The 21,345-nt window shown below is 71.2% G+C and carries 14 protein-coding genes; 9 read left to right on the top strand and 5 right to left on the bottom strand.

The genetic code is table 11. From position 1 onward, the window contains the following. Positions 1-4: 4 nt before the first annotated feature. The 4 genes from mmsA (at position 5) to AB0E78_RS24230 (ending at position 7,042) form a co-directional block, all read left to right on the top strand. The gene (gene mmsA, locus AB0E78_RS24245; RefSeq protein ID WP_361836087.1) at positions 5-1,507 is read left to right on the top strand and encodes a CoA-acylating methylmalonate-semialdehyde dehydrogenase; all 1,503 of its coding nucleotides are present in this window, start codon (positions 5-7) and stop codon (positions 1,505-1,507) included. Positions 1,508-1,670: 163 nt separating this feature from the next. Then, positions 1,671-4,325: an alpha/beta fold hydrolase gene (locus AB0E78_RS24240; protein WP_361836085.1), complete on the top strand. Its 2,655-nt coding sequence runs from the start codon at positions 1,671-1,673 to the stop codon at positions 4,323-4,325. Beyond that, positions 4,322-5,209, top strand: coding sequence for an ABC transporter permease (locus AB0E78_RS24235; protein ID WP_361836082.1), 888 nt, complete (start codon positions 4,322-4,324; stop codon positions 5,207-5,209). Before AB0E78_RS24240 ends, AB0E78_RS24235 begins: the two co-directional genes overlap by 4 nt. A 174-nt stretch (positions 5,210-5,383) precedes the next feature. Beyond that, on the top strand, positions 5,384-7,042 hold the full coding sequence (locus tag AB0E78_RS24230; RefSeq protein WP_361836080.1) for a von Willebrand factor type A domain-containing protein: 1,659 nt from the start codon (positions 5,384-5,386) through the stop codon (positions 7,040-7,042). Here the strand turns inward: AB0E78_RS24230 and AB0E78_RS24225 are convergent. From AB0E78_RS24225 to AB0E78_RS24210, 4 genes are all read right to left on the bottom strand, one after another. Next, entirely contained in the window at positions 7,029-10,208 is a 3,180-nt protein-coding gene (locus AB0E78_RS24225; protein ID WP_361836077.1) for a glycoside hydrolase family 2 TIM barrel-domain containing protein, read from the bottom strand. The genes AB0E78_RS24230 and AB0E78_RS24225 overlap by 14 nt on opposite strands. Positions 10,209-10,359: 151 nt before the next feature. Beyond that, positions 10,360-12,051, bottom strand: a complete 1,692-nt coding sequence (locus AB0E78_RS24220) for a hypothetical protein (RefSeq protein WP_361836074.1) — start codon at positions 12,049-12,051, stop codon at positions 10,360-10,362. A gap of 105 nt (positions 12,052-12,156) precedes the next feature. Continuing rightward, positions 12,157-13,380 carry an acyl-CoA dehydrogenase family protein gene (locus AB0E78_RS24215; protein WP_361836071.1) on the bottom strand — a complete coding sequence of 408 codons (1,224 nt, stop codon included), beginning with the start codon at positions 13,378-13,380 and terminating at the stop codon, positions 12,157-12,159. A 43-nt stretch (positions 13,381-13,423) separates the two neighbouring features. Continuing rightward, the gene (locus AB0E78_RS24210) at positions 13,424-13,894 is read right to left on the bottom strand and encodes an SCP2 sterol-binding domain-containing protein (protein ID WP_361836068.1); all 471 of its coding nucleotides are present in this window, start codon (positions 13,892-13,894) and stop codon (positions 13,424-13,426) included. 69 nt (positions 13,895-13,963) lie between these two features. On the opposite strand from AB0E78_RS24210, the gene AB0E78_RS24205 reads away from it, so the two are divergent. From AB0E78_RS24205 to AB0E78_RS24185, 5 genes are all read left to right on the top strand, one after another. Beyond that, positions 13,964-14,632: a TetR/AcrR family transcriptional regulator gene (locus tag AB0E78_RS24205; RefSeq protein WP_361836065.1), complete on the top strand. Its 669-nt coding sequence runs from the start codon at positions 13,964-13,966 to the stop codon at positions 14,630-14,632. A 209-nt stretch (positions 14,633-14,841) separates the two neighbouring features. After that, on the top strand, positions 14,842-16,773 hold the full coding sequence (locus AB0E78_RS24200; protein WP_361836062.1) for an AMP-dependent synthetase/ligase: 1,932 nt from the start codon (positions 14,842-14,844) through the stop codon (positions 16,771-16,773). Continuing rightward, the gene (locus AB0E78_RS24195; protein WP_361836059.1) at positions 16,770-18,560 is read left to right on the top strand and encodes a GMC family oxidoreductase; all 1,791 of its coding nucleotides are present in this window, start codon (positions 16,770-16,772) and stop codon (positions 18,558-18,560) included. Before AB0E78_RS24200 ends, AB0E78_RS24195 begins: the two co-directional genes overlap by 4 nt. Positions 18,561-18,678: 118 nt before the next feature. Beyond that, positions 18,679-19,452, top strand: coding sequence for a LamG domain-containing protein (locus tag AB0E78_RS24190; RefSeq protein WP_361836056.1), 774 nt, complete (start codon positions 18,679-18,681; stop codon positions 19,450-19,452). Between the two features lie 181 nt (positions 19,453-19,633). Next, on the top strand, positions 19,634-20,212 hold the full coding sequence (locus tag AB0E78_RS24185) for a sigma-70 family RNA polymerase sigma factor (protein ID WP_361836768.1): 579 nt from the start codon (positions 19,634-19,636) through the stop codon (positions 20,210-20,212). Between the two features lie 3 nt (positions 20,213-20,215). Here AB0E78_RS24185 and AB0E78_RS24180 read toward each other — a convergent pair whose 3' ends face one another. Continuing rightward, positions 20,216-21,157, bottom strand: coding sequence for a hypothetical protein (locus AB0E78_RS24180; RefSeq protein WP_361836053.1), 942 nt, complete (start codon positions 21,155-21,157; stop codon positions 20,216-20,218). Positions 21,158-21,345: the final 188 nt, after the last annotated feature.

The following is a 21,345-nucleotide window of genomic DNA, read 5'->3' as shown; positions in this document are numbered from 1 at the left end:
TGTCATGACGAAGACCGTCAATCACTGGATCGGCGGGAAGACCGTCGAGGGCGCGTCGGGTACGTACGGGCCGGTGACCGATCCGGCGACCGGCGCCGTCACCACGCAGGTCGCCTTCGCCTCCGTGGAGGAGGTGGACGCCGCCGTCGCCTCCGCGCGTGAGGCGTACGCCACGTGGGGCAAGTCGTCGCTCGCCAAGCGCACCTCGGTGCTCTTCGCCTTCCGCGCGCTGCTCGACGCCAACCGTGACGCGATCGCCGAGCTCATCACCGCCGAGCACGGCAAGGTGCACTCGGACGCGCTCGGCGAGGTCGCCCGCGGCCTGGAGATCGTGGACCTGGCCTGTGGGATCACGGTCCAGCTCAAGGGCGAGCTGTCGACCGAGGTCGCCTCGCGCGTGGACGTCTCGTCCATCCGCCAGCCCCTTGGTGTCGTCGCGGGCATCACGCCGTTCAACTTCCCGGCCATGGTGCCGATGTGGATGTTCCCGCTGGCCATCGCGTGCGGCAACACCTTCGTCCTGAAGCCCTCGGAGAAGGACCCCTCGGCCGCGATGAAGATCGCGGAGCTGCTCTCCGAGGCGGGCCTCCCGGACGGCGTCTTCAACGTCGTGCACGGCGACAAGGTGGCCGTGGACGCGCTCCTTGAGCACCCGGACGTGGCGGCCGTCTCCTTCGTCGGCTCCACCCCGATCGCCCGCTACATCCACACCACCGCGACGGCCAACGGCAAGCGCGTCCAGGCCCTCGGCGGCGCCAAGAACCACATGCTGGTCCTGCCGGACGCCGACCTCGACGCGGCGGCCGACGCTGCCGTCTCGGCGGCGTACGGCTCCGCCGGTGAGCGCTGCATGGCCATCTCGGCCGTCGTCGCGGTCGGCTCGGTCGGCGACGAGTTGGTCGCGAAGATCAAGGAGCGGGCCGAGAAGATCAAGATCGGCCCCGGCAACGACCCGGCGTCGGAGATGGGCCCGCTGATCACCGCGGCCCACCGCGACAAGGTCGCCTCGTACGTCACCGGCGCGGCGGCGGAGGGCTGCGAGGTCGTCCTCGACGGCACGGGCCACACGGTCGAGGGCTTCGAGGACGGCCACTGGATCGGGCTCTCGCTCCTGGACCGCGTGCCGGTCTCGGCCGCCGCGTACAAGGACGAGATCTTCGGCCCCGTGCTGTGCGTCCTTCGCGTCGACACGTACGAGGAGGGTGTGGCGCTGATGAACGCGTCGCCCTTCGGCAACGGCACCGCGATCTTCACGCGTGACGGGGGCGCCGCGCGCCGCTTCCAGCTGGAGATCGAGGCGGGCATGGTGGGCGTCAACGTCCCGATTCCCGTGCCGGTCGGCTACCACTCCTTCGGTGGCTGGAAGGACTCCCTCTTCGGAGATCACCACATCTACGGAAATGACGGGACGCACTTCTACACCCGCGGCAAGGTCATCACCACCCGCTGGCCGGACCCGTCGGACGCGCCGGAGGGCGTGGACCTGGGCTTCCCGCGCAACCACTGAGGTCATCCCTGATCGCCGTGCGGGCCGAAGCCCCGGCCCGCACGGCGATCAGTGCCGTACCGCGCCTGTCGTACGCCGCCCTTCCCCCGTACTCCCCAAGTAGTCAACCGGGTTCAGACCACCGGCTGCCCCGGTTGTCGGACGTCGCCCGTACGGTTGAACCATGGATCTACGACTGCCCAGGCGCAGACTGCTTGCCGCCGCGGCCGCCCTCGCCGTTCTGGCGGGGGCGGGCACGTGGACGGCGGCGGCATCGGACGACGGGCCCGCCGTGCACCGTGAGGACCGCCTCATGGAGATGCCCGGCGTGGACACAACGGGCGGCGCGAAGATCGACACCTCGTACTTCACCGCGGGGGACCCCGACAAGAAGCGCCCCGCCGTCCTCATAGGCCACGGCTTCGGCGGCAGCAAGGACGACCTGCGCGCCCAGGCCGAGGACCTGGCCGAAAAGGGCTACGCGGTCCTCACCTGGTCCGCCCGAGGCTTCGGCAAGTCCACCGGCAAGATCGGCCTGAACGACCCCAAGGGCGAGGTCGCCGACGCCCGCAGGCTCATCGACTGGCTGGCCAAGCGGCCCGAGGTGGAGCTGGACAAGAAGGGCGACCCCCGCGTCGGCATGACCGGCGCCTCGTACGGAGGCGCGATCTCCCTCCTCACCGCCGGGTACGACAACCGGGTGGACGCCGTAGCGCCCCAGATCACGTACTGGAACCTGAGCGACGCCCTCTTCCCGAACGGCGTGTTCAAGAAGCTCTGGGCCGGGCTCTTCATCAACACCGGCGGCGGCTGCGAGCGGTTCGAGAAGCGGCTCTGTGAGATGTACAACCGCGTGGCGGAGGCCGGGAAGCCGGACGCGGCGGCACGCAAGCTGCTCGCCGAGCGCAGCCCGCAGGCCGTCGGCGACCGCATCAAGGTGCCCGCCCTGCTCTTCCAGGGCCAGACCGACTCCCTCTTCCCGCTGAGCCAGTCCGATGCCATCGCCAAGGCGATCCGCGGCAATCACGCGCCCGTGTCCGTCGACTGGATCTCCGGCGGCCATGACGGCGGCGACCGCGAGACGGGGCGGGTCGAGTCACGCGTCGGGTCGTGGTTCGACCGCTATCTGAAGGACGACAAGAGCACGGACACCGGCCCCGCGTTCCGCGTCACCCGCACCGGAGGCATGGACTCCACCAACGGCTCGGCACAGCTGCGGGGCGCGAGCGCCGACACGTACCCCGGCCTGGAGAGCGGGCAGCGGAAGATCGCGCTCAGCGGGCGCCAGCCGCAGCGCGTCGAGAACCCCGCGGGCGCGTCGCCGCCCGCGATCTCCGCGCTCCCCGGCGCGGGCGGTGGCGGGCTCAACCAGCTCTCCTCGCTCGGCGTCGGCGTCTCCCTCGACTTCCCCGGCCAGCACGCCGCGTTCCAGTCGGCGCCGCTCAAGGACGACCTGCGGGTCACCGGATCGCCGAAGGTGCGGGTGCACGTCAAGTCGTCCAGCGAGGACGCCGTGCTCTTCGGGAAGGTGTACGACGTGGGGCCCGGCGGCGGGCAGAAGGTGCTGCCCTCGCAGCTCGTCTCGCCGATCCGGGTGGAGGGCACGAAGGCCGGCAAGGACGTCGACCTCACCCTGCCCGCCGTCGACCACGACCTGCAGAAGGGCCACCGGCTGCGGCTCGTCCTCGCCTCGACGGATCTCGGCTATGCCTCCCCCACGAAGCCCGCCACGTACGCGGTGTCCGTGAAGGGTGACCTGAGGGTCCCGACGGCGCCCGGCGTGAAGACGGCCGCTGCCCCGCTGCCCGCCTGGGTGTGGTGGCTCCCCGCGGCCGGAGCGGTCATCGCGGTGCTCCTCCTGGTCACCGCCCGGCGGCGGACCTCGGCGCCCGCGCCGGACCCGGCGCTCGCGGAAGTACCGCTGGTGATCGAGGACTTGAGCAAGCGGTACGCCAAGTCGACGGACCGCTATGCCGTCCGTGACCTCTCCTTCAGCGTCGAGAAGGGGCAGGTGCTCGGCCTCCTGGGCCCGAACGGCGCGGGCAAGACGACCACCCTGCGCATGCTCATGGGCCTGATCCGGCCCGACGCGGGCGAGATCCGCGTCTTCGGGCAGGCGATCCGGCCGGGCGCCCCGGTCCTCTCCCGGGTCGGCGCGTTCGTCGAGGGCGCGGGCTTCCTGCCGCACCTCTCCGGCCGCGAGAACCTGGAGCTGTACTGGAAGGCGACGGGACGCCCCGCAGAGGACGCCCGCATGGACGAGGCGCTGGAGATCGCCGGCCTCGGCGACGCCCTGGCCCGCGCGGTGCGGACGTACTCCCAGGGTATGCGGCAGCGGCTCGCGATCGCTCAGGCGATGCTCGGCATGCCGGACCTGCTGATCCTCGACGAGCCGACGAACGGCCTCGACCCGCCGCAGATCCGCGAGATGCGCGAGGTGATGATCCGGTACGCGGCGGGCGGCCGCACGGTCATCGTCTCCAGCCATCTCCTCGCCGAGGTCGAGCAGTCCTGCACCCACCTGGTGGTCATGGACCGCGGCCGCCTTATCCAGGCGGGCCCGGTCTCCGAGATCGTCGGCTCCGGCGACACGCTCCTGGTGGGCCTCGCGGACGACATCTCCGACCCGCTGGTCGACAAGGTGGCCGCGCTGCCCGGCGTCGCGTCGGCGGTCCGCGCGGACGGCGGCCTCCTGGTGCGCCTGGACGGCACGGACGGTGCGAGCGCAGCCCGGCTGCTGCCCGAACTGGTGCGCCTGGAGCTGCCGGTGGAGTCCATGGGCCCGCACCGGCGCCTCGAAGACGCGTTCCTGACCCTGATCGACGGAGGCACCGCATGAGCGCCCCAGCCCCAGTCACACGCACGGAGCCGGGCACGGAACGCGCCACGGCCCCCGGATACCGCCCCGGCCGTACGCTGCCGCTGCGGGTCGAGGCGGTCCGCCAGCTGAAGCGACGCAGGACCCTGGTGATGGCCGGGGTGATGGGCCTGCTGCCCTTCGTCCTCGTCCTCGCGTTCACCATCGCCGGTTCGCCGGAGTCCCGGAGCGGCCGGGTGACGCTGATGGACACGGCCACGGCGTCCGGCGCGAACTTCGCGGCGACGTGCCTGTTCGTGTCGGCGGGCTTCCTCCTCGTCATCCCCGTCGCGCTGTTCTGCGGGGACACGGTCGCCTCGGAGGCGAGCTGGTCCTCCCTGCGCTATCTCCTCGCGGCCCCGGTGCCACGGGCCCGGCTGCTCTGGTCGAAGCTGGCCGTCGCGCTCGGCCTCAGCGCGGCGGCGATGGTGCTGCTCCCCCTCATCGCCCTCGCGGTGGGGACGGTGACCTATGGCTGGGGTCCGCTCCAGATCCCGACCGGCGGCGCACTGCCCGCCGGGACGGCCGCGCAGCGCCTGGTGATCGTCGTGGTGTACATCTTCGTCTCCCAACTGGTCACCGCCGCCCTCGCGTTCTGGCTCTCCACGAAGACCGACGCGCCCCTGGGCGCGGTGGGCGGCGCGGTCGGCCTGACCATCGTCGGCAACGTCCTGGACGCGGTGACGGCACTGGGCAGCTGGCGCGATTTCCTGCCGGCGCACTGGCAGTTCGCCTGGGCGGACGCGATCCAGCCCAGGATGGAATGGGGCGGAATGATCCAGGGCTCCGCGGTCTCGGTGACATACGCCTTGGTGCTCTTCGCCCTGGCATTCAGGGGGTTCGCGCGCAAGGACGTGGTGTCCTAGGAAGTTTCAGCCCGTCCGGCGTTTGAGGACGAACGCGGCGAAGCCGGTGACAGACCCCGCCCAAGGGCCAGGGGCCCGTTCCCGCATCGAGACTCTTCCGCAACGGTTTGGAGCGAGCGTTCACGGTGCCCCGCGCGTCACAGTCATGTGAACCGACGACGCGAGGGGGCCAGGATGCGGACCTGGAAAGTACGGCGGGGGCTGCTCGCCGCGGGCGTGGCGGGCGGGCTGTTGCTCACCGGGTGCAGTTCCGGCGGCCAGAACACGGACCGGGCCAGTGACAGCAGCGGGAAGGACCGGCGCGGCACCGCGCCGCTGCCCGCGCCGGGCCCCGCGTCGCCGGGCAGCGGCGAAGCTGCCACCCCCGGCGAGCAACAGGACGGCAAGGAGCGGGACTTCGCGCCGCCCCCGGACTACCTCTCCACGTTCGCCCTGGACGTGGACACCGCCTCGTACGGCTTCGCCCGCCGCACCCTCGCCGAAGGACGCCTCCCGGACCCGGCGACCGTACGCCCCGAGGAGTTCGTCAACAGCTTCCGCCAGGACTACCCGCGCCCCGACGGCGACGGCTTCTCGGTGAACGTGGACGGCGCCCGCACCGACGAGGACGACTGGTCCCTGATGCGGGTGGGGCTCGCCACCCGCGGCGACGCATCGGACGGCGAACGCCCGCCCGCGGCCCTCACCTTCGTGATCGACGTGTCCGGTTCGATGGCGGAGCCCGGCCGCCTCGACCTGGTCAAGGAGTCGCTCGGCATCATGACCGACAAGCTGCGCGACGACGACTCCGTCGCACTCGTCACCTTCAGCGACAGCGCCAGGACGGTGCTGCCCATGACCCGTCTCGGTGACCACCGCGGCAAGGTGCACTCGGCGGTCGACGCCATGGAGCCGGCCCAGTCCACCAACCTGGAGGCGGGCATCCGCACGGGCTACGACACCGCGGTGGGCGGCAAGCACGACGGCGCCACCAACCGCGTCGTGCTCCTCTCCGACGCCCTCGCCAACACCGGTGAGACCAGCGCCGACGGCATCCTGGAGCGCATCTCCGATGCCCGCCGTGAACACGGCATCACCCTCTTCGGGGTCGGCGTCGGCAGCGACTACGGGGACGCCCTGATGGAACGCCTCGCCGACAAGGGCGACGGCCACACCACCTACGTGTCGGACAGCGAGGAGGCCCGCAAGGTCTTCTGCGAGCAACTCCCGGCCAACATCGAACTGCGGGCCCGCGACGCGAAGGCACAGGTCGCGTTCGACCCGCGGACCGTCAAACAGTTCCGGCTGATCGGCTACGACAACCGCGCGGTCGCCGACGACGACTTCCGCGACGACAGGGTGGACGGCGGCGAGGTCGGGCCGGGCCACACCGTGACCGCGCTGTATGCCGTACGGATGAGGCCCGGCGCGAGCGGGCACGTGGCGACGGCGAACGTCCGCTGGCTCGACCCCGACAGCCGTGCCCCGCACGAGAAGTCGAACCAGATCGAGTCCGACGACCTGGACGGCGGGCTGCGGAACGCCGACGACGGGCTGCGCACCACCGCGGTCGCCGCGTACTTCGCGGACGCGCTGCGGCACGGGACCTCCACGCAGGACGCCCCGGAGCCGATGTCCACCTCCACCGATTCCCGGTCCACCTCCTGGCAGCCCCTGCCCGGCGCGCCCTCGCTCTCCGAACTCGCCGGAACAGCCGACGAGTTGTCCTCGGACAGCGACGGCGACAAGGCCCTGCGCGACCTCGCCACCGCCGTCCGCCAGGCGGACCGCCTCACCGGCGGGTACGAAGGCAGCGGCGGCGGAGAGGACGAGGGCGAGATCAGGACGGGCTGAGCGCCCTCAGCCGGTACGCGTACGTGTACGTGCGCCCCGAGTGCAGCAGATACGCGGCCAGTGGCGGCGCACCCCAGGAGTCGTTGCCGCCGACCCCCATCTGCCGGTGGTTGACCCCGAGCACCGTCTCGTCGCGCCGCTTCACCTCGTGCGGGTGCCGCGGCCCGTCGAGATCGGCGGGCGAGTGGTGCAGCGCGCTGGTCTCAAGGAGCGGCTCGCCCTCTCCCGGGTCGGCGAGCACGGTCAGTCCGCCGCCCGAGCGGTCGGCGAGCGAGAAGCGCCGCACGTCCGTCATGTTGCCGGTCTGCTGCGGCCTGACGTACGGCGCGACCTGCTCGTCCACCGTGGAGCGGTAACGTCCCACGAACGCCGCCGACTTGCGGTCCTGGTAGTTCTCGTGTGGCCCGCGCCCGTACCAGTCGATCCGCTCGAACCCGGCGGGCACGGTCAGCAGGGCGCCCACCATGGGCAGGTCGGGCAGGCCCGATGCCGCCTTCAGCGTGTGCCTGACCCGCACCTCGCCGTCGCCGCGCACCGTGAACACCGTGTGCCAGGAAGACTCCTGTGGCGCGGTCGGCAGCGTGCAGCTCACCTCGATGGTGACCTCACCGGGCGCGGGCTGCGCGGCCTTGACCTCCGTGACCTTCGCCTTGGCGCCCGCGTCGCGCCAAGTGGCCGCCTTCTCATGGAACTTGCGGCCGATGTCGTTGTCGGTGGGTCCGCGCCAGAAGTTGGGCACGGGGCCGCCCGCGAGCAGCGCCTTCCCCTTGACCTTGTACGAGGCGAGGGTGCCGGTCTCCTTGGACAGGACGACCTCGACGTCCCGCCCGGTGACCTTCACCTCGTTGCCGCTCTCGGTGAGTTCGAGGGCGGGCAGGGTTCCGGGGGCCGGGTCGGCGGGTGCGGGGGCGTGCCAGTCCAGGGGGAGCTGCTCGGCGGCGACGGTGTGGCCCGCCGGGGCCCAGCGGGTCTTGTGGCGCAGGGCGAAGGTGACGTCGAGCCAGTACTCGGAGCCGGGCTCGAGACGGCCCGGCTTCTTGTACGGGATGTGTACGGCCTTGGAGGTGCCGGGAGCCACATCGGGTGCCCGGAGCGTGCCGTGCTGGATCCGCTCGCCGTCGCATGTCACGCTCCAGCGCAGCTCGTACGCGTCCAGACCGCTGAAGAGGTGCTTGTTGCGGATCTTGACGGTCCCCGCCCCGAGGTCGTCCGCCGTCACGGCCAGCGGCTGGTAGACCTTCTTGATCTCCATGAGGCCGGGGTGGGGCGCACGGGTCGACGCCACCAGGCCGTTGCAGCTGAAGTTGCCGTCCGTCGGATAGCCGGGGTGCCAGTCGCCGCCGTACGAGAGATAGCTGTGCCTGCGGTCGCCGGGGATGGGGAGGCGGATGTTCTGGTCGACCCAGTCCCAGACGAAACCGCCGTGCAGATTCGGGTACTTCTCGAAGATCTCCCAGTACTCGGGGAGGTTTCCGTTGCTGTTGCCCATCGCGTGCGTGTACTCGCAGAGCATGAACGGCATGGGGTTGCCGGACTTGCCGTACTTCTCGACGTCGGCGGGCTTCGTGTACATCTCGCTGTGCACGTCGGCGACGGAGTTCATGCCTTCGTAGTGCACGGGCCGTGAGTCGTCACGGCCGCGGACCCAGTCCGCCATCTTCTTGAAGTTGTCGCCGTTCCCGGCCTCGTTGCCCAGCGACCAGGCCACCACGCAGGCGTGGTTCTTGTCGCGCTCGACCATCGAGCGGATCCGGTCCACGCAGGCGTCGGTCCACTCGGGCAGCGAGGCGGGCAGCCGGTCGCGCACCCCGTGCGTCTCCAGGTTGGTCTCGTCGATGGCGTACAGGCCGTACTCGTCGCACAGCTCCAGCCAGCGCGGATGGTTGGGATAGTGCGAGGTCCGGACGGCGTTGATGTTGTGCCGCTTCATCAGGAGCACGTCCTCGACCATCACCGACTCCGGTACGGCCTGCCCGTGCTCGGGGGTCGACTCGTGCCGGTTGGTGCCGTGGAACATGACGTGCTTGCCGTTGACCGTCCACTTGCCGGGACCGAAGTCGACCTGGCGGAAGCCGATGCGGGTCCGCTGGATGTCGGTCGTGCGGCCCTTGGCGTCGGTGAGGGTGACGACGAGGGTGTAGAGATTCGGGTCCTCGGCGGACCAGAGGGCGGGAGCCCTGACGTCGGCCTTGAGGGTGAGCGGCTTGTCGAAGACGGGCTCGCCGCTCAGTTTGGTGCCCGGCACGGGGCGGCCGGCTGCGTCGTACAGCCGGGCCGTGACGCGATGGCTGCCCGCGCGCGCCTCGCCGGTCCGGTCGCGTACGACGGTGGTGACGGACAGCGTCGCGTCGCGGAACGCCGCGTCCAGGTCCGTCCGTACGAAGACGTCGTGCACATGCACGAGGGGGATCGCGTACAGATACACGTCCCGGAAGATCCCGGACAGGTCGATCATGTCCTGGTCCTCGAGCCAGCTGCCGTCGGACCAGCGGTAGACCTCCACCGAGAGGGAGTTGGCGCCGGGCCGCAGATACGGGCTGATGTCGAACTCGGCCGGGGTGTAGCTGTCCTCGCTGTAGCCGACCTTCTTGCCGTTGACCCAGACGAAGAAGGCCGACTTCACACCCTGGAAGGAGATCAGGGTGCGCCGTCCGGACCAGTCGTCGGGGACGGTGAAGGTGCGGCGGTAGGAGCCGACGGGGTTGAAGTCCTTGGGCACGTCGGGGAAGTCGGGCTTCTCGTAGCCCTCCCACGGATACCTGATGTTGAGGTAGATCGGCTCGGGATAGCCCTCGATCTCCCAGTTGGAGGGCACGGGGATGTGGTCCCAGCCGCTGACGTCGTAGTCGTCGGCCTCGAAGCCGGTGGGGCGCTGCTCCGGGTTCCTCGACCAGTGGAAGCGCCAACTTCCGTTCAGCGAACGGTAGTACGGCGATTTGGTGAGCTCGCCGCGCAGGGCGTCCGCGGTGGAGGCGTACGGGACGAGTCTGGGCCTCGCCGCTTCTCTGTTGACCTGGAAGACGCGCGGATCGGCGTTCCACTCGGGGGTGTCCGCCGCCTTCGCCTCCGCCGCGAAGGCCTGTTTCTGAGCCGAGAAGGCGGCCCAGCCCACGAGGGCGGTACCGGTGGCGAGGAAGGACCGGCGGCTCGGCAGATGTGCGCCCATGCTGCAACTCCGAACGTAAGGCAACAAGAACCGCCAGCATCAGACGTGTTCGCTCAACATTCAAGACCCGAGCGGGCGGCGGAATCCGACGTTCGACGGGCCGCACAGGACCGGCGTGATCCGGCCGCCGCGCGGCCCCTCCGAGGAGCTTCTAGCCGCCGCAGAGCTGCCGTTCGGCCCGCACCGGGTCGTTGGGGAAGCGGAAGGAGGTGCGCTCCCAGGAGCCGGTGATGTTGTGCAGGAACCTGCCCGGCGTCAGGGGATCCCGCGTCGCCGCCCGCAGTTCGGCCAGCGGACCGCAGTCGAGCGCCCGCCGGGCCGCGGCGACCCCCGCCGGGTCGAGGCCCTCGGGAAGGGGGCCGCGGCCACGGTCGGCGAAGATCCAGGTGTCCGGGAGCCGCTTGTCGTGGCCCACCCTGCCGTCGATGCGCTCGGAGTGCGCGGCCAGCGGATAGGCGAGCCCGATCGGGTCGAGCGCGGCGCCGTCCAGCGGGACCACCGTGCCGCTGAAGCCCAGCGTGCTGTAGACGCCGGTGACGACGGGGGAGTTGGCGCCGGCGGGAGTCCTGGCCAGAAACAGGCTCGGCGTGCCCTCGCGACTGGCCTCGCGTACGAGACGTGCGTACGCGACGTTGCTCGGGTAGCCCGCGAAGTCGTGGTGCAGGGGATGGGCCGCCGCGTTCTGCTGGACGTACACCCCGCGTTCGTCCGCCACCCCGGCGGGCCCGATCCGCCCCTCGTACGGAATCCGCAGCAGGCTCGCGCAGACCACGGCCCAGATCCCGACGCCCACGGCCGCGATGGTCCACGCGCGCGTGAGGGGCACCAGGAAGACCGGCAGGAGCATCAGGAGCAGCCCCGGCAGGAACATCCGGCCGTGCATGAAGTCGCCGCCCACCTTGATGACGTAGGCCCAGCAGAGGAGCCCCGCGACGACGGGCGCGAGCGCCGGGACGAGGGAAGCGGCGTCGCGCCGGACCGTCCGCGCGGGCAGCAGGGCCGCGAGCAGGAACAGCCCGGGCACCCACAGCAGATAGGGGTCCGCGAAGTCCGCGAGGTAGTCGAAGCCGCGCCCCCACAGGCTCTGCGAGGCCTCCTTGGTCACACCGGGCAGCGGCATCAGCTGCCCGTAATACCCGACCCGGAAGATCTCGTACGCGACCGGCAGCGCGAGGGCGGCTCCGAGGCCGCCGAGCGCGGCCCGCCGCGAGGGCCGCGCCAGCAGCCACTGCGCGCCGAGGAAGACGGCGGACACGAGCGCCAGGTCGGGCCGTACGAGCGGGCCGAGCCCGAGGACCACGCACGTGACGGGCGAGTGCGCCCGCGTCACGAGCAGCAGCCAGGCCCCCGCGATCCAGCAGGTGGCGAGGCCGGTCTCCAGGCCGGAGGTGGCGAAGTCCCAGACCGGCGGCAGGGCGAGCAGGACGAGGCAGCCGAGGGGGAGGGCCGCCCTGTCCGCGTACAGCCGCATCGCCCCGAGCGAGGCGAACGCGAACCCCGCGGCGGTCAGCAGCAGCCCGCCGTACATCGCGGCCCTCGCGATGTCGAGCCCCGGCAGCCCCGCCAGCACCAGGAGCCACTGCCAGAGGGTGCCGGTGGAGGACTCGGCGCGTTCGCCCGCGTTGAAGACGGGGCCGTTGCCGGCCAGGATCTGCCGGACCGTGCGGACGTAGATGTGCCCGTCGTCGGACATCCAGCGCCGCTGGAACCCGGCAACCGCGATGACGAGGGCAGGCAGCAGACAGAGGACGCCGCGCCGGAGCCTGTGCCCGACGCCGCGCCGGCTGTTGATCAGCCCGAGGACGGCGTCGGGCTCGCGGAGGGAGAGGTGCGTCGACGTCATGATCTTTTCATCGGCGCCGGTCAGGCGTGGCTTGAGAGGGGGCCTTCCGGGGCCGGGGCCGCACCTCGGTCGCCGGACGGGCCGGTCCCCCCGCCCAGCATCCCCTCAGCGGATCTGCCGGCCCGAAATCGCCCGGGCGATCACCAGGCGCTGGATCTCGCTCGTCCCCTCGAAGATCGTGTAGATCTTCGCGTCCCGGTACATCCGCTCCACGGGATGCTCCCTGCTGTACCCCGCGCCCCCGAGCACCTGCACCGCCTTCTCCGTGGCCGCCACGGCCAGCTCCCCGGCGCGCAGCTTGGACATCGAGCCCTGCCCCGCGTCGAACGCCTTGTCGTTCCGCGCCATCCACGACGCCTGCCAGATCAGCAGCCGCACGGCCTCGATCTCGGTGCGCAGATCGGCGAGCGCGAAGGCGATGGACTGGTTCTCGATGATGGGGCGGCCGAAGGCGACCCGGGAGCCCGCGTAGTCCAGCGCGTACTCGTACGCGGCCCGCGCGATGCCGAGCGCCTGCGCGCCCACCGTCGGGCGGCTCACCTCGAAGGTCGCCATGGCGGCCTGACCGCGGCCCCCGGAGCCCGTTTTGGCCCCTTCGCGGGCCCGCGCGAGCCGGGCGTCGAGGCGCTCCTTGCCGCCGAGCAGACAGTGCCCCGGCACGCGTACGTCGTCCAGGAACACGTCCGCGGTGTGCGAGGCCCGAAGGCCCAGCTTCTTTATCTTCTTGGCGCCTTCGAGGCCCTGCGTGCCGGGCGGCACGATGAACGCGGCCTGCCCCCGCGAGCCCAGTGCCGGATCGACCGACGCGACCACCACATGGACGTTGGCTATGCCGCCGTTCGTGATCCACGCCTTCTGGCCCGAAAGGGTCCACTCGTCGCGTGCCTCGTCGTACGTCGCGCGCGTGCGCATCGCCGACACGTCCGAGCCCGCCTCGGGCTCGGAGACGCAGAACGCCGCGACCTTGGGGTCGTCCTCGTCGCCGAAGCACTGCGGCACCCATTCGGCGAGCTGGTCGGGCGTGCCCGCGGAGAAGATCCCGGCCACCGCGAGCGAGGTGCCGAACAGGGCCATCCCGATGCCCGCGTCGCCCCAGAACAGCTCTTCGTTGGCGATCTGCAGCGAGAGTCCGCTGGGGTCGCCGAACAGGTCGGCCAGGGACTCGAACCCGTACAGGCCGATCTTGGCGGCCTCCTGGATGACGGGCCAGGGAGTCTCCTCGCGCTCGTCCCACTCGGCGGCCGCCGGCCGCACCACGTCGGCGGCGAAGCCGTGCACCCAGCCGCGCAGGTCGCGCTGTTCCTCGGTCAGTTCGAGCGAGAAGGCCATGGTGTGTTCCCTTCCTGAAGTCGGTGGAAGTCCGTGTGCCGGGTCAGGCCTTCGGGATGTCGAAGTAGCGGGTCAGACCGGCGGCGAACGCCACGTCGCCCACGATCTTGAGCTTGCGCATCATGAACATCGTCACGGGGCTCGCATTGCCGGAGACCAGCTTGAGGAACTCGGCGTCGGCCATGACGAGCGTGACGCGCGGCTCGGCGTCGGAGCGGCCCTCGCGCACGGTGCAGGTGCCCTGTGAGATCTCCGTCTCGTGGACCGCCTCCTCGACCCCGGTGATCTTCCAGCGGATCAGTGCCTCGACGCTGCCCGCGGCCTCCGGCTTGAACTGCCGTCCCATGCGCCCGAACACCTCCTGCAGGACGCGGGAGCGCAGCTCGGCGTCCTGGGCGATCGCGGTGATCTCCTTGCCGGAGAGCCCCTTCACGATCTTCGCGAACTCCTCGGGCGTGACGCTCGCGAAGTCAAGGCCGGCCAGGCCCTCGGCGCCGCCGATGCCGTCCGTCATGGCGATCTCCTTACTCAAGAGTAAACTTACTAAGGGGTAAGGTAGCCCCGAGTCTGGGAGGCTGCAAGGGTGACGGTCAACGGGAGAACTGAGGGACGGCGTCGGCGCGTTCCGCGCCAGGAACGCGAGCAGCAGATCATCGATGTGGCGGTGACGGTCTTCGCCAAGCGCGGCTATCACGCCGCGTCCGTGGACGAGATCGCCGAACTGGCCGGAATCTCCAAGCCGATGGTCTATCTCTATCTCGACTCCAAGGAAGGGCTCTTCCTCGCCTGCCTGCGGCGCGAGGCCGACCGCCTGGTCGCCGCCTTCCAGGACGCGGCGCGGGCCGGCGGCGGCGCGCCCGAACTGCGCCTGCACGCGGGCCTCTCGGCGTTCTTCGCCTTCGTCGCCGAGCACCGCGACAGCTGGATCGTCCTGCACCGCCAGGCCTCGGAGCTGAGCGAGGCGATCGCCACCGCGGTCGCCGACGCGCGCCGGGCGGTGATGGCGCAGGTCGCGGGCCTGGTCCGGGACGGCATCGAGGAGAGCCCCGGCGGTTCGCAACTGGACGACGAGGACGCCGACTTCGTCGCGCACGCGCTGGTCGGCGCGGCGGACTCGCTCACCGACTGGATGGGCGGCCACCCGGGCCAGTCGCCGGAGGGGGTCACCCTGCGGCTGATGAACATGGTGTGGGTGGGGATGGGGCGCGTGCTCGAGGGGGAGGTCTGGGTGCCGGGGGAGGGGACTGCGTGAGGCTCCTCGCCGGGTCTGCCCCGGGCTCGGCGTTGTGAGCGCTTTGTCACCGGCGTGACGGCCGACCGGCGATTTCTCCGCCGCCCGCCCCATTGAACTTTCCCTACGCTTGAGTAAGTTGACCTCCCAGTAAGTACGCACCGCATCACCTCTGTATGACCTCTGCATGACTCTGCACGTCAGCTGGTAGCCGGGAGCCGGGAGCCGTCATGGGCGTACGCAAGGATCTGAAACGGGCGCAGCGCCACAGCGAGCTGGCGGACCGCGCCGCGGTGGACATCGTCAGGGACGAGCACGGAACCGTCCGCGAGGCGCGTACCGCCCCGCTCGCGGCGAAGGCCACCACGGGCAGCACCGCCGACATCCCCTTCACCAACGCCGCCGAGGCGCCCGGCGCGGTCGTCCTGCGCCGCAAACAGGACGACCAGTGGCAGCCGGTCACCGCGGCGGCCTTCGCGCGCGAAGTCACCGCCACCGCCAAGGGGTTGATCGCCGCCGGGCTCCAGCCGGGCGGCCGGGTCGCGCTGATGTCCCGTACGCGGTACGAGTGGGCCGTACTGGACTTCGCGATCTGGGCGGCGGGCGGCCAGACCGTGCCCGTCTACGCGACATCGGCGGCGGACCAGATCGAGTGGATCGTGCGGGACTCCGGCGCGACGCTGCTGATCGCGGAGACGGCGGAGAACGTCGCGACGGCCGAGGCGGCGGTCCGGGGCCTCACAGACCCGCCGCGCGTCCGCTGCGTCGACGACGGCGCGCTGACCGACCTGGCGGCCGAAGGCGTGGAGTTGTCCGACGAGGAGGTGACCAAGCGGAGGGCCGCCCTCACCCCGGACTCCGTCGCCACCATCTGCTACACCTCGGGCACGACCGGCAAGCCCAAGGGCTGCGTCCTCACGCACGGCAATCTGCACGCCGAGGCCGCGAACACGGTCGACCTGCTGCACCCCATCTTCAAGGAGATCACCGGCCAGGTCGCCTCCACGCTCCTCTTCCTGCCGCTCGCCCACATCCTGGGCCGCACCATCCAGATCGCCTGCATGCTCGCCCGCATCGAACTCGGCCACTGCCCGAGCATCAAGCCGGACGAACTCCGGCCCGAGCTGCGCTCGTTCAGGCCGACGTTCGTCGTCGGCGTCCCGTACCTCTTCGAGAAGATCCACGACACGGGCCGCGCGACCGCCGAGAAGATCGGGCGCGGTGCGTCCTTCGACCGCGCCGAGGGAATCGCGGTGCGGTTCGGTGAGGCGTACCTGAACAAGTTCCTCGACCAGCGCGGACCCGGCCCGTCGCTCGGGCTCCACCTCGGCTGGGCGCTGTACGAACTGCTCGTCTACCGCCGCATCCGCAAGGAGGTCGGCGGCAGGCTGCGCTACGCGATCAGCGGCGGCTCGCCCCTCGACCGGCGCCTCAACCTCTTCTTCTACGCCGCCGGGATCATCATCTACGAGGGGTACGGCCTGACGGAGACCACGGCCGCCGCCACCATCACCCCGCCGCTGAAGCCGCGCCCCGGCACGGTCGGGACGCCGGTGCCGGGCACGTCCGTACGCATCGCGGACGACGGCGAGGTGCTCATCAAGGGCGGCATCGTCTTCGGCTCGTACTGGAACAACCCGGCGGCGACGGATGCCGTGCTGCGGGACGAGTGGTTCGCCACCGGTGACCTGGGGGCGCTGGACGGCGACGGCTATCTCACGATCACCGGGCGCAAGAAGGACATCATCGTCACGTCCGGGGGCAAGAACGTATCCCCCGCGGTCCTGGAGGACCGGCTGCGCGGCCGGGCGCCCGTCGGGCAGTGCATCGTCGTCGGCGACAACCGTTCGTACGTGGCGGCGCTCATCACGCTGGACCCGGAGGCCGTCGAGCACTGGCTCGCGGTGCGCAAACGCCCGAAGGACACCCCGCTCGCCGAACTGTGCCGTGACCCGAAGATGATCGCGGAGATCCAGAAGGCCGTGGACTACGCCAACAAGGCGGTCTCGCGAGCGGAGTCCATCCGTAGATTCTCGCTGGTCGAGGGTGAGTTCACCGAGGACAACGGCCTGCTCACGCCCTCGCTGAAGATCAAGAGGCATGCGGTGACGGCCGCGTACGAGGCCGAGATCGAGGCGCTCTACGGCGAGTCCGCACGGTGAGCGGGAACGACGGGGCGTACGACTTCGACGTGCTGGTGGTCGGCTCCGGGTTCGGCGGGTCCGTGGCCGCCCTGCGCCTCACCGAGAAGGGCTACCGCGTCGGCGTCATAGAGGCGGGCCGCCGCTTCACCCGCGCCTCGCTGCCCAAGGACTCCTGGGACCTGAGGAACTACCTGTGGGCACCCGCCCTGGGGCTCTACGGCATCCAGCGCATCCACCTCCTGCGCAACGTCATGGTCCTCGCGGGCGCCGGGGTGGGCGGCGGCTCGCTCAACTACGCGAACACCCTCTACGTGCCGCCGCCCGCCTTCTTCCAGGACAAGCAGTGGGCGGGCATCACGGACTGGCAGGCGGAACTCGCCCCGTACTACGACCAGGCGCGGCGCATGCTCGGCGTACGCCAGAACCCGACCGTGACCGAGGCGGACGAGCACCTGCGGGCGGCGGCGGACCGGATGGGGGTGGCGGACACCTTCCGGCTGACGCCCGTGGGCGTGTTCTTCGGCGACGGGGCGGACGCGGGTGGTGGCTCGGGTGGTGGCGGTGCCGGTGGCGCCACCAGCATCGTCCGTTCAACGGACGGGACAGGCGCGGAAGTTCCCGATCCGTACTTCGGCGGGGCGGGTCCTTCCAGGAGGGCCTGCACCGAGTGCGGATCATGCATGACGGGCTGCAAGGTCGGCGCCAAGAACACCCTCACCGAGAACTACCTCTACCTGGCCGAGCGGGCGGGCGCGGAGATCCGCGCGATGACGACCGTGGTGTCCGTCAAAGAGAAGGGCGAGGGGGAGGGGCAGGGCTTCGAGGTGGTCGTGGTCCCCACCGGCAGGCGCCGCCGGGGCCGCCGCACCGTCCTGCGCGCCCGCCATGTCGTCCTCGCGGCGGGCACGTACGGCACCCAGACCCTCCTGCACCGCATGAAGGACGAGGGAACCCTGCCGCGCCTGTCCGACCGTCTCGGCAGGCTCACCCGCACCAACTCCGAGGCTCTGGTGGGCGCGGTGACCTTCCCGCGCCGCTACCGCAAGAAGCACGGGGACGGCCGCCCCCTGGACTTCACGCGGGGCGTCGCCATCACGTCCTCCATCCACCCGAACCCCACCACCCACGTCGAGAACGTTCGCTACGGCAAGGGCTCCAACCTGATGGCGCTGATCTGCGTCCCGCAGTACAGCCGCAGCCTCCCCAAGCCGCTGGCCGCGCTGCTCGCCTTCCTCACCCACCCCATGCTGGTGGCGCGGGTCGCGTCGACGCACCGCTGGTCGGAGCGCACGATCATCGGCCTCGTCATGCAGACCCACGACAACTCCCTCACCACACGCCTGGGACGCCGCCGCATGCTGACGGCCGAGCAGGGGCACGGCGCACCCAATCCCGTACACATCGCGGAGGGCTGGGAGGCGGCAGGACTGGTCGCCGACCGCATCAACGGCTTCGCGGGCACGAACCTGGGAGAACTCCTCAACAAGCCGCTGACCGCACACTTCCTGGGCGGCTGCCCGATCGGCGCATCGCCGGACAAGGGAGTGATCGACCCCTATCACCGCCTTTACGGCCACCCGGGCATCTCCGTGGTGGACGGTTCGTCGGTCTCGGCGAACCTGGGCGTGAACCCCTCCCTCACCATCACGGCACAGGCCGAACGAGCCATGGCGTACTGGCCGAACAAGGGTGATCCGGACACTCGACCGAAACAGGACATGAGGTACGCGCGCGTGCCGGCCGTCGCACCGGAGAACCCCGCGGTGCCGAAGGGGTCGTACGGGGAGCTGCGTCTGCCGGAGTGAGGTCGGGGGCGCCGCAGTGGGCGCCGGAGTGAGGCCGACGTTTGCAAAGTGAACCACTTCAGGATCCGGCACGTGATCACCAGTGACACCTTTATGCCGCACCTCCTGAGGAACATTCATGACGCGCAGATGGCCGCTCATCACCACGATCGCCGTATTGACCGTCGCGCTGGCCTTCGTCGTCGTGCAACTGGTGCGCGGCCAGGACTCCGGCAAGGAAGAAGAGGCCGGGGCGAAACCGGCCGCGTCCAGCCCGGACGGCGGCGCCGATTCGCTTCAGGGCCTCGGATGGTGGCCCCTCCACCAGTCCGGCACCGCGAAGGTCGGCGAGCACGACGCCGTGACCAGCGGCGACACGCGATGGACCGACGGCCCCGAGGGCGGCGCCCTGCAACTGGACGGCTCCACCGGATACGCGGACACCAACACCAAGCTCGACACCGCGGGCAAGGACTACTCGGTGGCCGCGCGGGTGCGCCTCAGCTCCGAGGGCATGACCGGCGTCCACACCGCCCTGTCGCAGGAGGGCGACCGGTTCAGCGTGTTCTTCCTCCAGTACTCCGGACCCGACGGAAACTTCGCCTTCAGTTTCCCCGGCGCCCGTACCGTCGCTGACACGCCCGAGGAGCCGCAGCCCGGCCGCTGGTACCACCTGACCGGCACGTACAGTCAGAAGGACCACCGGATGCGGGTCTATGTGGACGGCAAGCTCGCGGGCACCAGGGTGGCCTCCAGCAACGTGAAACCCACGGGCGCTGTGCTGGTCGGACGCGGCAAGTTCAACGGCGAAGCGGCTGACCACTGGAACGGCGACATCGCCGACGTCCATGCCTACGACCGGGAGCTGACCTCCCGTGAGGTGGGCTCGCTCTCCTCCCACGAACCGGGCTGACCGGCCCCGGCGAGCGAGCTCACCGCCGCCCCGGGCCGGCCGGCGCCGCACAGGCGCACGGCGGCCCGCGGCGGCGCCTGCCTGCTCTCCCGCAACCGGCTGTACCCGTCTCCCCACAGACGACCGGAGAGGAAGGCCCTTGTCGGCCAGCACTTCGACCGAAAACCCGACAACCCCTCATATACCCGGCCCTCACACACCGGGACCCCACACACCCGGCCCCCACGCCGCGGAGCCCCGCCCCGACGAATTCCTCAGAGCGCTCTACGACTCCCACGGCAGCGCGCTGCTGCGGTTCGCCGCCCGGCGCCTTGAGGGTGACTGGCACCGTGCCGAGGACGTCCTCCAGGAAGTCGCGATACGCGCCTGGCGGCACGCCGGGGAACTCGATCCGACCGCGGATTCGGTGCGGCCCTGGCTGTTCACCGCGCTGCGCAACCTCGTCATCGACGGCCACCGCGCCCGCCAGGCCAGACCGCCGGAGACCGGTGACCCCGAGCTCGCCCACCTGCCGGTGTCCGACGGCGTGGACCACATACTCACCTCCCAGGTGCTCAGGGAAGCGCTGCGCGACCTGCGCCCGGCCCAGCGCGAGGTCCTGCTGCACGTCCACTACCTGGGACGCAGCGTCAACCAGACGGCCAAGGTCCTCGGCGTGCCGCCGGGCACGGTCAAGTCCCGTACGTACTACGCCGCCCGCGCCATGCGGGAAGCCCTGCACACGCGTGGGATGTACGGCCTGGACCGCGAGGCCGGATGACACTCATGCCAGACGGCCCGCGTGCCGGGTGATCTCCAGACCGAGCGGCCCGGTGTCCAGCGAGCCGTCCGCCCCCACACGCCAGCGCCACCCCGTGGGTGCCTCGCCGATCACCAGGAGCGCGTCCCCGCGCCGCAGGCCCGCGAGGACCCCTTCCCGTCGGGGGAGCTGTGAGGCGTCCACGACGAACAGATGCGGCACCTCGCCCTGGACGGCGATCCGGCTGCTGCCCTCGATCAGCCGGTAGACCTGGGTGACGTCGGGCGATCCGGGTTCCGGGGCTCCCGTGCCCGCCGACGCCGCCGTGGCGAACGCCTCCTCCAGGCTGGCCGCGTCGTGCAGCCGCGAGGTCCGCGGCTCGTCGCCGGACAGGAGCCTGCCGTCGGTCAGGGACCCCACCAGGGTGACCTCGGCGAGTGCCCCCACCGGTCCCGCGAGCGCCTCGGCGACCACGGCCCGCACCAGGGCGCGCACCTCGTCGTCCGGACCCGTCACCGAGACGGGACCCGCCGCCCTGGAGAGGTCGACGAGGACACGGTCGGGGCCGTCCAGGCCCACCGTCACCGTCAGCGCGTACGGCAGGGCGGGCTCGCCCTCGGGGCCCGGACGGTGCAGATCGTCGGGCCGGATCGTCCAGCGCTCGCCGTCCGCCTCGGCGGCCCAGGGCGCGGGGGCGGTCTCCTCGGCCCCGGCGAGGAGCAGCCCGAGCCGCTCCTCGGAGTAGACGACCGCGTACAGGTCGGGCAGCGACCGGCCGGAGCGCAGGCATTCGCCCGTCAGCCGGCGCAGGCCCGCGTTGACCACGTCCAGCGCCTCCCGGCCCACGACGGCGGCCGAGGCGGCGCCGGGCTTCGGCGGGCGGGGCCGCCGCTCGGAGAGGACCAGCGCGGCCACCGCGCCGATCAACGCCAGCCCCAGCACCACGGCCAGGACGTACCAGATCATCTTCTGACTCCTTGTCGGGACGTCCCGGCGGAGCGGGGACGGTCGAGAGCGGGGGCGGCACAGTCGCCGCGCCGCCCACCCGTTGGCCACTACGGCGCCCGTCCGCGGATGGTTCACCGGTGCGCCGGGTGAACCATCCGACGACGGGCGCCGTAGCTCCGGTCAGTGGCTCGGGAGCCGTCGACTAC

Source organism: Streptomyces sp. NPDC032198 (assembly GCF_040636975.1).
Lineage (GTDB): Bacteria > Actinomycetota > Actinomycetes > Streptomycetales > Streptomycetaceae > Streptomyces.
Note: the sequence above shows the minus strand (reverse complement) of the source record. Positions and strands in the feature narration are given on the sequence as shown.

Coding starts and splice junctions, on each gene's coding strand:
- mmsA (WP_361836087.1), top strand. CDS start 5: ATGACGAAGACCGTCAATCACTGGATCGGCGGGAAGACCGTCGAGGGC.
- AB0E78_RS24240 (WP_361836085.1), top strand. CDS start 1,671: ATGGATCTACGACTGCCCAGGCGCAGACTGCTTGCCGCCGCGGCCGCC.
- AB0E78_RS24235 (WP_361836082.1), top strand. CDS start 4,322: ATGAGCGCCCCAGCCCCAGTCACACGCACGGAGCCGGGCACGGAACGC.
- AB0E78_RS24230 (WP_361836080.1), top strand. CDS start 5,384: ATGCGGACCTGGAAAGTACGGCGGGGGCTGCTCGCCGCGGGCGTGGCG.
- AB0E78_RS24225 (WP_361836077.1), bottom strand. CDS start 10,208: ATGGGCGCACATCTGCCGAGCCGCCGGTCCTTCCTCGCCACCGGTACC.
- AB0E78_RS24220 (WP_361836074.1), bottom strand. CDS start 12,051: ATGACGTCGACGCACCTCTCCCTCCGCGAGCCCGACGCCGTCCTCGGG.
- AB0E78_RS24215 (WP_361836071.1), bottom strand. CDS start 13,380: ATGGCCTTCTCGCTCGAACTGACCGAGGAACAGCGCGACCTGCGCGGC.
- AB0E78_RS24210 (WP_361836068.1), bottom strand. CDS start 13,894: ATGACGGACGGCATCGGCGGCGCCGAGGGCCTGGCCGGCCTTGACTTC.
- AB0E78_RS24200 (WP_361836062.1), top strand. CDS start 14,842: ATGGGCGTACGCAAGGATCTGAAACGGGCGCAGCGCCACAGCGAGCTG.
- AB0E78_RS24190 (WP_361836056.1), top strand. CDS start 18,679: ATGACGCGCAGATGGCCGCTCATCACCACGATCGCCGTATTGACCGTC.
- AB0E78_RS24180 (WP_361836053.1), bottom strand. CDS start 21,157: ATGATCTGGTACGTCCTGGCCGTGGTGCTGGGGCTGGCGTTGATCGGC.